Genomic DNA, 11,427 nt, shown 5'->3' with positions numbered 1-11,427 from the left:
ACTAGTTGTATAGCAACTTAAGCAGTTTAAACGGATAGAAATCAAAGGCATAAAAATCTGTGTGACACCTGAACCTCCGTCCCCTTACCGTCCGTCTTGTGGAGAGTAAAATGAGTCAGGACATCAATAACACCGTTGCGACAAGTAAAACCCGTCGCGTCATCAAGAACCTGCGCTGGTACGTACTGGTGCTGTTCTTACTTGGCGTCACCGTTAACTACATCACCCGTAACTCGCTCGGGATCCTCGCCCCGGAACTGAAAGAGAGCCTGGGGATCACCACCGAGCAGTACTCCTGGATCGTCGGCGCGTTCCAGATCGCCTACACCATTTTCCAGCCCCTGTGCGGCTGGCTGATTGACGTTATCGGCCTGAAGATTGGCTTTATGGTCTGCGCCGGGATCTGGGCGCTGATGTGTATCTTCCACGCGGGCGCCGGAAGCTGGCTGCACCTGGCGATTCTGCGCTTCTTTATGGGGGCCTCTGAGGCCGCTGCCACCCCGGCGAACGCCAAAACCATCGGCGAATGGTTCCCGAAATCTGAGCGACCCGTTGCCGCCGGCTGGGCAGGCGTGGGCTTCTCCATCGGCGCGATGCTGGCTCCGCCTATCATCTACTTTGCTCACGCCTCGTTCGGCTGGCAGGGCGCGTTTATGTTTACCGGCGTGCTGGCGCTGCTGTGGGTGATCCTGTGGTGGGCGTTTTACCACAACCCGGAGCTGCACCCGAACCTGAGCAAGGACGAGCTGGCGTTTATCAAGCAGGATAACGAACCGCCCGCGGTGAAACTGCCGTTTCTGACCGCGCTGAAAACCGTCTCGAAAAACAAACGTTTCTACGGTATCGCCATTCCGGCCTTTATGGCGGAACCGGCCTGGGCCGTGCTGAGCTTCTGGGTGCCGCTGTACCTTGCCAAAGAGCACGGCATGGACCTGAAGCAGATTGCGATGTTTGCCTGGCTGCCCTTCCTCGCCGCCGACCTCGGCAGCGTGGCGAGCGGCTACCTGACGCGCCTCTACACCCGCTGGTTTGGCTGCTCCCGCGTAAACTCGGTGGTGGCAAGCTCCGTCACCGGCGCGTTCCTGATGATCTCGCTGGCCATCGTCGCCATTACCCGCGACCCGTATATCACCATCGTGCTGATCTCCATCGGCGGCTTCGGGCACCAGATCATCTCCTGCATGCTGAGCGCCCTGGTCGTGGAGTCGTTCGACAAAGGCCAGATGGCGACCGTCAACGGCATGCGCGGCTCGGCGGCGTGGATCGCCAGCTTCCTGTTCTCGCTGTTAATCGGTGTGACCGCCGACAAAATCGGCTTTAACCCGCTCTTTATAGCCATGGGTTTCTTTGACCTGATTGGCGCTGTCTTCCTGGTAGCATTTATTGCTGAACGTCGCGCCAAGCGCGCCTGATAGTGGATGTATTGCATATGAAAACCCTGAAAAACTGGACCGTAGATAAGCAGTCGGCAAACCATCTGGAACTGCTGGTCGATAACCAGCACCGCCTGTGCCTGTATGTGCTGGAAGAGAACCTGTTCCGCGTGCTGATTACGCGTAAAGGCGAGCTGGCGCTGGACCGCACCTGGAGCATCGCGCCGGAAAAAGACGTGCCGTGGGAAGGCCGTCGTCGTGACGATATAAGCGGTTTCTCCTGCCCGGCCTGGACGCTGACGCAGCAGGATGATGCCGTTACGGTGGCAACGGAGCAGCTGCGCGTGACCGTCCACCAGCCGCTATGGATGGAGTGGCACTACCGCAATGAGGCGGGCGAATGGCAGCCGCTGGTTAATGACCGTCCGACCAGCGCCTACCTGCTGAACGCCCACGGCGACGGCGTGGCGCACTACTTCAGCCGTCGCAAGGACGAGCGTTTCTACGGCCTGGGCGAGAAAGCGGGCGATCTGCAGCGCAACGGCAAGCGCTATGAGATGCGCAACCTCGACGCAATGGGGTACAACGCGGCCAGCACCGACCCGCTCTACAAACACATCCCGTTCACTATCGCCCGCCGCGACGACGTCAGCTACGGCCTGTTCTACGACAACCTGAGCAGCTGCTGGCTGGATCTGGGCAACGAGATCGACAACTACCACACCGCCTACCGCCGCTGGCAGGCGGAAGCGGGCGATATCGATTACTACATTTTTACCGGCAGGCGCGTGCTGGACGTCACCAAAGCCTTCGTGCGCCTGACCGGGAAAACGCTGTTTGGGCCAAAATGGAGCCTGGGCTATAGCGGCTCAACCATGCACTACACCGACGCGCCGGACGCCCAGAACCAGCTGATGAACTTTATCCGCCTGTGCGAAGAGCACGCCATTCCGTGCGACTCGTTCCAGCTCTCCTCCGGATATACCTCCATCAACGGCAAGCGCTACGTCTTCAACTGGAACTATGACAAGGTGCCGCAGCCGAAGGTGATGAGCCAGGCCTTCCACGACGCGGGACTGAAGCTTGCGGCCAACATCAAGCCGTGCCTGCTGCAGGACCATCCGCGCTATAACGAAGTGGCGGAGAGCGGCCTGTTCATTCGTGATTCAGAAACTGATGCACCAGAACGTTCAAGCTTCTGGGATGACGAAGGCTCGCACCTCGACTTTACCAACCCGCAGACGGTGAAGTGGTGGCAGAACGGCGTCACTACCCAACTGCTGGAGATGGGCATCGACTCCACCTGGAACGACAACAACGAATATGAAGTGTGGGACGGGGAAGCGCGCTGCTTTGGCTTCGGCAAGGAGATCGCCATCAAGCACATTCGTCCGGTAATGCCGCTGCTGATGATGCGCGCCTCGCTGGAAGCGCAGCAGCGCTTTGCGCCGGAGAAACGTCCGTATCTCATCTCCCGCTCCGGCTGCGCCGGGATGCAGCGCTACGTTCAGACCTGGAGCGGCGATAACAGCACCAACTGGGACACCCTGCGCTATAACATCCGCATGGGGCTGGGCATGAGCCTGTCCGGGCTGTTCAACGTCGGCCACGACGTGGGTGGTTTCTCCGGGGATAAGCCGGACGCCGAGCTGTTCGTGCGCTGGGTGCAGAACGGCGTGATGCATCCGCGCTTTACCATTCACTCATGGAACGATGACCACACGGTGAACGAGCCGTGGATGTATCCGGGCGTCACGCCTGCTATTCGCGGCGCGGTTGAGCTGCGCTACCGCCTGCTGCCGTACCTCTACACCCTGCTCTGGCAGGCGCACGCCGACGACGAGCCGATGCTGCGCCCAACCTTCCTCGACCACGAGCACGATACGCAGACCTTCGTAGAGTGCGATGACTTCCTGCTGGGTCGCGACCTGCTGGTCGCCAGCGTGGTCGAAGCCGGGCAGCGCGAGCGCCGCGTCTGGCTGCCGGATAACGCCACCGGCTGGTACGATTTTTACACCCACGCGTGGTATGCGGGCGGCCAGTCGATCGTTCTCGACGCGCCGCTGGAAAAACTGCCGCTGCTGGTGCGCGCCGGGGCCGGTCTGCCGCTCAGCGAACGCATCCGTCACGTGAGCGCGGATGAAGACAGCACCCGCGAGCTGCAGCTGTTCCCGGTGAAGGGCGTCGGCACCACCTCCGGGCTGCTGTTTGAAGACGACGGCGAAAGCTGGGGCTATCAGAACGGCAATGCGCTATGGGTGGAATGGGAAATGGTGTGCGATGGCGCAACCGTCAACCTGAAGATCAACGCGCGCGGGGATTATCGTCCGGCGTGGAAAGCGCTTAAGGTGTCGTTGCCTGTAGGGGAAAAACGTAAGCTGCTGGTGAACGGGATTGAAGGGGGCGAGTGGGTGGTGTAGTGCGGCCTGATGCCCTCACCCTGACCCTCTCCCACCGGGAGAGGGAATAGAACGTAGGCCGGGTAAGGCGAAGCCGCCACCCGGCTTTTTTTAGTTCTCGATACCTTTACTGCGCAGGTAATCTTCGTAGTTACCGGTGAAGTCCACCACGCGCTCTGGCGTAATTTCAATTACGCGGGTCGCCAGCGAGCTGACAAACTCGCGGTCGTGAGAGACGAAGATCAGGGTGCCCTGATACATCTCCAGCGCCATGTTCAGCGATTCGATAGATTCCATATCCAGGTGGTTAGTCGGTTCGTCCATCACCAGGATGTTCGGTTTTTCCATCATCAGCTTGCCGAACAGCATGCGGCCTTTCTCACCACCGGAGAGCACTTTGGCCGGCTTTTTGATGTCGTCCTGGCTGAACAGCAGACGACCCAGAATGCTGCGCACCGCCTGCTCGTCATCGCCTTCCTGCTTCCACTGGCTCATCCAGTCGAAGACGGTGAGGTCGTTTTCGAATTCGTATTCATGGTCCTGCGCGTAGTAGCCAATCTGCGCGTTCTCGGACCATTTCACGGTGCCGTTGTCCGGCTGCAGTTCGCCGACCAGGGTTTTCAGCAGTGTGGATTTACCCACGCCGTTGGCGCCCAGAATGGCAATCTTCTCGCCCACTTCCAGCAGCAGGTTGAAGTTTTTAAACAGCGGGCCTTCATCAAAGCCTTTGGTAAGGGCTTCCACTTCCAGCGCGTTACGGAACAGCTTCTTGTCCTGCTCGAAGCGGATGAACGGGTTCTGACGGCTGGAAGCTTTAACTTCCTCCAGCTTGATTTTGTCGATCTGACGGGCACGAGAAGTTGCCTGACGCGACTTAGAGGCGTTGGCACTGAAGCGGCTGACGAAGGACTGCAGGTCCGCAATCTGCGCTTTCTTCTTGGCGTTGTCCGCCAGCAGACGCTCACGCGCCTGGGTGGCCGCCGTCATGTACTCGTCGTAGTTGCCCGGGTAAACGCGCAGCTCCCCGTAGTCCAGATCCGCCATGTGCGTACAGACCATATTCAGGAAGTGACGGTCGTGCGAGATGATGATCATAGTGCTGTCGCGATCGTTCAGCGTCTGCTCCAGCCAGCGGATGGTGTCGATGTCCAGGTTGTTCGTCGGTTCGTCGAGCAGCAGGATGTCCGGGTTAGAGAACAGCGCCTGTGCCAGCAGCACGCGCAACTTCCAGCCTGGCGCAACTTCGCTCATCGGGCCGTAATGCTGTTCAACCGGAATGCCCACGCCCAGCAGCAGCTCGCCCGCACGCGCTTCTGCAGAATAGCCGTCCATTTCGCCGTACTGCGTTTCCAGATCGGCCACTTTATAGCCATCTTCTTCGCTCATTTCGGCCAGCGCGTAGATGCGATCGCGCTCCTGCTTCACTTCCCACAGCTCCGCGTGCCCCATGATCACGGTGTCCAGCACGGTGAACTCTTCAAAGGCGAACTGATCCTGACGCAGCTTACCGATGCGCTCGTTAGGGTCGAGCGACACGTTGCCGAGCGTTGGCTCCAGATCGCCGCCGAGGATCTTCATGAAGGTGGATTTTCCGCTACCGTTGGCGCCAATCAGGCCGTAACGGTTGCCGCCGCCAAATTTGACGGAAATGTTTTCGAACAGCGGCTTACTGCCAAACTGCATAGTGACGTTGCTGGTAACTAACACGGGGAGATTCCTGCGAAAAGTGTGATAAACACGGCATTATGCCACAATTCCGAATTGAGATCCCGTGTTGCGGCAATCCACTAAACTTTAACAAAATCGAAAAAAATGTGATTTCGTACACATCTGAATTCCCTGTTAGCGGGAATGCACATATAATGCGCTCCCATCACAGATTCAGACTTATCAACTCATCGCCAGAATGGCTTAGATACCTCGCACAACATGAACATGAAATTAACAACGCTTTTTGCGGCGGCGTTAGCCGTAGTAGGTTTTTGTAAGACCGCGTCTGCGGTGACGTATCCCCTGCCGACCGACGGAAGCCGTCTGGTGGGTCAAAATCAGGTAGTGACGGTACCTGAGGGTAACTCTCAGCCGCTGGAGTATTTCGCCGCACAGTACCAGCTGGGCCTGTCTAATATGCTGGAAGCGAACCCGGGCGTTGACCCGTATCTGCCAAAAGCGGGTACCGTGCTGAATATTCCTCAGCAGCTGATCCTGCCGGATACCGTTCATGAAGGTATCGTAATCAACAGCGCCGAAATGCGTCTGTATTACTACCCGAAAGGCACCAACACCGTTATCGTGCTGCCAATCGGTATCGGCCAGCTGGGCAAAGACACCCCGCTGAACTGGACCACCAAAGTCGAGCGTAAGAAAGCGGGCCCAACCTGGACCCCAACCGCCAAAATGCACGCGGAATACATCGCTGCGGGCGAACCGCTGCCCGCCGTTGTGCCAGCCGGCCCGGATAACCCAATGGGTCTGTACGCGCTGTACATTGGCCGCCTGTACGCTATCCACGGCACCAACGCCAACTTCGGTATCGGCCTGCGCGTAAGCCACGGCTGCGTGCGCCTGCGTAACGACGACATTAAGTTCCTGTTTGAAAACGTGCCGGTCGGCACGCGCGTTCAGTTCATCAACGAACCGGTGAAAGCGACCTCTGAGCCAGACGGCAGCCGCTACATTGAAGTGCACAACCCGCTGTCCACCAGCGAAGACCAGATCAATAACAACGAAATCGTACCGATTACGCTGAACAGCGCGGTGCAGTCCGTGACCTCTCAGCCTGACGTGGAAACCACCATCGTCGACCAGGCGATTCAAAACCGCTCCGGTATGCCGGTTCGTTTGAATTAACAGAGAAAAATTAAAAAAGCGGGCTTCGATGCCCGCTTTTTTTTACCCGTTATTCACGATCACGATCCCGCCGTGGTCGTAGCGATAGTGGCAGTGGGCATACTCCAGCGCTGTGCCGTCCTCCAGATAAATCACCTGCTCCACTTCCAGCACCGGATCGGTCTGCTCGCAGACCAGATGCTCTCTGTCCAGCGCGTTTGGCTTTAGCGCCCTCACCACCCGGTACGATCCCATAATTTTCAGCCCCAGCGTCTCCTGAACGTACTGGAACACCGAACCTTCAAGATGGCTTTTCGTCAGGCCGGGCACCAGATTCATCGGCATTACCGTGGAATCCAGCGACATGGGTTCACCGTTTAGTAAGCGCAGGCGGATAAAGTCATAGACAGGCGCATCGGCGTTAATCATCAGCGACGCCTGCTCTTTCTCGTTCGGGAAGCGCAGTTCGAAGTGCACCACCTGGCTGGTCACCGTCCCCAGATGTTCCCAGGTTTTGGTGGCGCCGAAGTAGTCGCTGCCGGAGAGATCCCACTGCGAGAGTTGAAGGAAATTTTTGCGGATAAACGTTCCCTGTCCCTGGCGGGTATAGACCAGACCTTCGACGATCAGCTGGCGCATCGCCTGCTGAATGGTCATCCGGCTGGTGCTGAACTCCGCCGCCAGCGCAAACTGGTCCGGCAGCGGTTCATTGGCGGCGTACTGCTGGTTGATGATGCGTTTTTTAATTTCCCGCGCTATGGTGATGTACTTCGCCGCCATCGTCCTTCCTTTCAGTTAGTTTTCTATCCCGCTGTTTTTCATCGCCACTCTCTCGGCAATCTTGAGGAAAGGCAGGTAGAAGAATACACCAAATACGATGATTGCCAACTGCACCACCACCGCGCGCCAGTCCCCCGCCGTCGCCAGCCAGGCGCTGAGAATTGGCGGAGTGGTCCACGGGATCATCACCACGCAGCGCGACATTAATCCCAGCGTGGTACAGAGCCAGGCGAAGTAAATGCCGATGGCGGGCAGCAGCACAAACGGGATCATCAGCGGCAGGTTAAACACGATCGGCAGGCCGAAAATGACCGGCTCGTTGATGTTGAACAGACCCGGCGCCAGCGACAGACGCGCCACCTGCTTCGCCGACTTTTGTCGGGAGAAGATAAAGATGGCGATCAGTAGCGAGATGGTGCTGCCCGTGCCGCCCACCATGCCAAACGTCGGCACGAAAATGTTGTTGATGATATGCGGGATGGGTTGACCGTTGGCGAAGGCCAGCATGTTCTCGTTGGTGTTGATCAGCAGGAACGGCTCCAGCACCACGCTGTTAACGACTGACTGATGAATACCGAGGGTGAACAGAAAGTTACCGAAGCTGTAGATGAAAATCGTCCCCGGCAGGCTGGTGTTGATCAGCCGCAGCGGCTGCTGGATAAAGGTCGTAATGAGATGGATCAGGTCCGTGTGCAGAACGTTTGCCAACAGCGCCGCCAGCACGGCGAACACCGACAATGTAAGAATGGTTGGGATCAGCGCGGTAAAGGATTTGCTCACCGCCGGCGGCACGTTCTCACCCAGCGAAATGTGCAGCGCCTTCAGGCGCGAAATAGCGATAAACAGTTCCGTTGAGAGCAGCCCAATCAGCACCCCGGCGAAAATCCCGGTTGAGCCAATATTGGCGAACGTCAGCACCTGAGTGACGTTCACCACGGCGTCGCTACCGACGGGCGTAAGCTGCAGGCGCATCGGCATCATGATGATGAAGCTGCTGACGGCGATGACCACTGCCGAGACCGGATTGTCGAAATCTTTGTTGCGCGCCAGCGACCAGGCAATCATCGGGGCCAGCAGCAGCGCGGCGATGTTCAGCGTGCCGTTGATAATCGCCTCGCCCCACACCTTAAACTGCACGAGCGTCTCGCCGTGAAAAATCCACGGAAACACCACGTTGTTCACCAGCACCGCCAGGCCGGCGAGGATGAAAATCGGCATCACCGTGGCGAAGGCGTCGCGCAGGGAACGCAGGTGCACCTGGTTTGCCAGGCGCGCCGAGAACTCAACAAATTTATCGACAAAGGACTGCATGTGCGGTGTTATTTTTGCTTCAGACATAGCGGATAGTTCCCATCAATCAGTCACAAAAACGGCCCGGCAGCGTACGGCTTACATCTCGCGTCCGTTGGTATGAATAACCTGTTTTAACCACGCGTAGCTCTTCTTCGGCACGCGCTTGAGGTCTTTCAGGTCGTGGTTTTCCCGGTTGACGTAGACCACACCGTAGCGCTTACGCATGTCGCCCTGGGAGCTGAGAATGTCGATTAAGCCCCAGCCGAGGTAACCGATCACCTCCGCCCCGTCCTCGAACATCGCCGCCTTCATCGCGTCGATATGCGCCCGGTGGTAGTCGATGCGGTAGGTGTCCTCAATCGGGTTCATGCCGTCCCAGGACTCAATCACCCCGATACCGTTCTCGATCGGGAATACCGGCATCCGCCAGTCGTTGGCGTAGCGGGTGATGATGGTGCGAAAGCCCAGCGGATCGATCTGCCAGTTCCACTCGGTGGCCTTCAGGTACGGGTTGTTTTTATCGCCGTGCAGGAGGTAATAGTTCACCGGCGTGCCTTCCGGGATCGCATCGCTGTCCAGCGTTTTGCTGGCGTAGTAGCTGAAGGCCATATAGTCGTTTCTGGTACGCGCGAGAAGTGCTAAATCCTCGGCGCGATAGATATCACCAAAACCCTCCTGCTCCACCACCGCCATCACCGCCGGGCTGTAGCCCTGCCCGGCAAAGACGCGCAGCAGGTTCTGGTTGAGGAACTCGTCGTACTGCTGGGCGCAGAAGATATCGCGCGGTTTGCAGGTGGCCGGATAGATCAGCTGGTGCGCCAGCATGCCGCCCATCAGCTTGCCCGGTTTGGTCTGGTGCAGATACTCGGTCAGCGCCATGTGCGCCACCATGGTGTGATGCTGCAACTCGTAGAGCTCGCGCAAGGTTTTCTCGCCTTTCATGTAGCCGGAAATGCGGAAGGCTTCCGGCATATGGAAGATGTTCTGCTCGTTGAAGGTCAACCAGTACTTCACCCGGTCGCCGAAGCAGTCGATCATCTTTTTGCCGTAGCGGATAAAGGCGTCCATCACGCGGCGGTCGTTGAAGCCGTTGTACTCCTGCGCCAGCGCCAGCGGCATATCGAAGTGGTACAGGCAGATCATCGGCTCGATGCCGCGGGCGATCAGATCGTCAATAAAGCGGTCGTAAAACGCGATGCCTTCGTCGTTGAACGCGCCGTCACCCTGCGGACACACGCGGCTCCAGGAGATCTGGAAGCGGTAGCAGTTCATGCCCAGATCCTGCATCAGGTCAAAATCTTCCCGGTAGCGATGGTACGAATCGGTCGCCACTTTCCAGTCGGAGATGTTTTCCCCGGCTTCGCGAATGTCGTACACCGACATGCCCTTCCCGCCCTCGTTCCAGGCCCCTTCCGTCTGCATGCTGGATACCGAGTTGCCCCATAAAAAATTGGCCGGCAGCGATTTGTTCATGCTCTCCCCCCTATATGACTAGTCATTTAAATATTCATGCCTAGTCATATAGTCGAAGATAAAATGGCGATCAAAGAGGAGGATCGTTTTTTGTGAGCGATGCGGAAAAAAAGCCCCGGTAAGCGAAGCGTCACCGGGGAAAAGGAAGGTTACTGCTGTGCGAGCTGATTGCGGCGATATTCTCCCTGCCGCTCCAGCATCCAGCCCGGATATTCGCGCGGCAGCGCGCTCACCGCATCCAGCTGCTTAAGCTCGTCTTCGCTTAAGCGGATCCCGGTCGCGGCGATGTTGTCGTCCAGCTGATCGACACGTTTCGCACCAATAATCACGCTGGTCACGGCTTTTTGATGCAGCAGCCACGCCAGCGCGATTTGCGCGACGGAGACGCCCTTGCTTTCGGCAATCGTGCGCATCACGTCCACGCAGTCGAAGGCGCGGTCTTTATTCACCGGCGGGAAGTCGAACTCCAGACGGCGGCCTCCGGTTTCGCTCGTCCCGTCGCGGCCATATTTTCCGCTCAGCAGCCCACCCGCCAGCGGGCTCCAGACCATCAGCCCGACGCCTTCGCTCTGCATCATCGGTACCAGCTCGCGCTCAAGATCGCGCCCGGCGATGGTGTAGTAGGCCTGCAATGACGCAAAACGCGCCAGCCCCAGACGCTCGGAAATCCCGAGCGCTTTGGCTATCTGCCACGCCGCCCAGTTCGAGACGCCGATGTAGCGCACGTGGCCGTGCTGCACCAGGTTATCCAGCGCATAGAGCGTCTCTTCAATCGGCGTTACGGGGTCAAAGCCGTGAAGCTGGTAGAGATCGATATGATCCAGCTGCAGGCGACGCAGGCTCTCCTTCACGCTGCTGATGATGTGATAGCGCGAGCTGCCGCGCGAGTTCACCCCCGCGGTGCCCGTTTCGCCGAACACCTTGGTGGCAACCACCACATTCTCGCGCGGGACGTTGAGGTTTTTCAGCGCCTGCCCGAGGATCGCCTCCGAGCGCCCTTCCGAATAGACGTCGGCGGTATCGATAAAGTTGATACCCGCGTCCAGCGCGCGCCCTACCAGCTGTTCGGCTTCGCTCTGCTGCAGCTGGCCAATTTTTCCCCACATGCCGCCTTCACCGCCGAAGGTCATGGTGCCGAGGCACAGTTCAGAAACAAACAGTCCGGTGTTGCCCAGTTTTTGATAACGCATAAGTTAATCCTCGCATGTCGATTGGGTACCCGATAGTTATACCCGCCCCTCAGTCATCGCGAATGTGGCGTTCCTGTCCGTTTCTTGCCC

Annotated in this window: 8 protein-coding genes; 3 read left to right on the top strand and 5 right to left on the bottom strand. The window is 58.2% G+C overall.

All coding sequences use genetic code 11. The annotated features are described in order from the left end of the window. The first annotated feature begins 110 nt into the window (after positions 1-110). Entirely contained in the window at positions 111-1,412 is a 1,302-nt protein-coding gene (locus AC4ICF_RS07440) for an MFS transporter (protein WP_316379993.1), read from the top strand. A gap of 17 nt (positions 1,413-1,429) precedes the next feature. Further along, positions 1,430-3,793, top strand: coding sequence for a glycoside hydrolase family 31 protein (locus AC4ICF_RS07435; protein WP_491466201.1), 2,364 nt, complete (start codon positions 1,430-1,432; stop codon positions 3,791-3,793). Positions 3,794-3,883: 90 nt separating this feature from the next. On the opposite strand, the gene AC4ICF_RS07430 is transcribed toward AC4ICF_RS07435, so the two are convergent. Continuing rightward, the gene (locus AC4ICF_RS07430) at positions 3,884-5,479 is read right to left on the bottom strand and encodes an ABC-F family ATPase (protein ID WP_163330792.1); all 1,596 of its coding nucleotides are present in this window, start codon (positions 5,477-5,479) and stop codon (positions 3,884-3,886) included. A gap of 222 nt (positions 5,480-5,701) precedes the next feature. On the opposite strand from AC4ICF_RS07430, the gene ldtB reads away from it, so the two are divergent. Next, a complete protein-coding gene (gene ldtB, locus AC4ICF_RS07425; RefSeq protein WP_008501186.1) occupies positions 5,702-6,622 on the top strand; it encodes a L,D-transpeptidase in 921 nt (306 codons plus the stop codon). A gap of 42 nt (positions 6,623-6,664) precedes the next feature. On the opposite strand, the gene AC4ICF_RS07420 is transcribed toward ldtB, so the two are convergent. The 4 genes from AC4ICF_RS07420 to AC4ICF_RS07405 all read right to left on the bottom strand — a co-directional run bounded on the left by AC4ICF_RS07420 (position 6,665) and on the right by AC4ICF_RS07405 (position 11,337). Then, on the bottom strand, positions 6,665-7,381 hold the full coding sequence (locus AC4ICF_RS07420) for a GntR family transcriptional regulator (protein ID WP_316379991.1): 717 nt from the start codon (positions 7,379-7,381) through the stop codon (positions 6,665-6,667). A 15-nt stretch (positions 7,382-7,396) separates the two neighbouring features. Continuing rightward, entirely contained in the window at positions 7,397-8,719 is a 1,323-nt protein-coding gene (locus AC4ICF_RS07415; protein ID WP_116343399.1) for a PTS sugar transporter subunit IIC, read from the bottom strand. A 51-nt stretch (positions 8,720-8,770) separates the two neighbouring features. Beyond that, complete coding sequence (locus AC4ICF_RS07410; RefSeq protein ID WP_116343398.1) at positions 8,771-10,147, bottom strand: glycoside hydrolase family 1 protein; 1,377 nt, start codon at positions 10,145-10,147, stop codon at positions 8,771-8,773. 149 nt (positions 10,148-10,296) lie between these two features. Then, positions 10,297-11,337, bottom strand: a complete 1,041-nt coding sequence (locus tag AC4ICF_RS07405) for an aldo/keto reductase (RefSeq protein WP_316379990.1) — start codon at positions 11,335-11,337, stop codon at positions 10,297-10,299. Positions 11,338-11,427: the final 90 nt, after the last annotated feature.

This window comes from Enterobacter sp. ECC_219_Taxon_10 (genome assembly GCF_058354905.1).
This window is presented reverse-complemented; position numbering and strand designations above follow the sequence as displayed.

What these genes read in the sequence shown, in the direction of transcription:
- AC4ICF_RS07420 (WP_316379991.1), bottom strand. Translation starts at nt 7,381, where the DNA reads ATGGCGGCGAAGTACATCACCATAGCGCGGGAAATTAAAAAACGCATC.
- AC4ICF_RS07415 (WP_116343399.1), bottom strand. Translation starts at nt 8,719, where the DNA reads ATGTCTGAAGCAAAAATAACACCGCACATGCAGTCCTTTGTCGATAAA.
- AC4ICF_RS07440 (WP_316379993.1), top strand. Translation starts at nt 111, where the DNA reads ATGAGTCAGGACATCAATAACACCGTTGCGACAAGTAAAACCCGTCGC.
- AC4ICF_RS07405 (WP_316379990.1), bottom strand. Translation starts at nt 11,337, where the DNA reads ATGCGTTATCAAAAACTGGGCAACACCGGACTGTTTGTTTCTGAACTG.
- AC4ICF_RS07410 (WP_116343398.1), bottom strand. Translation starts at nt 10,147, where the DNA reads ATGAACAAATCGCTGCCGGCCAATTTTTTATGGGGCAACTCGGTATCC.
- ldtB (WP_008501186.1), top strand. Translation starts at nt 5,702, where the DNA reads ATGAACATGAAATTAACAACGCTTTTTGCGGCGGCGTTAGCCGTAGTA.
- AC4ICF_RS07435 (WP_491466201.1), top strand. Translation starts at nt 1,430, where the DNA reads ATGAAAACCCTGAAAAACTGGACCGTAGATAAGCAGTCGGCAAACCAT.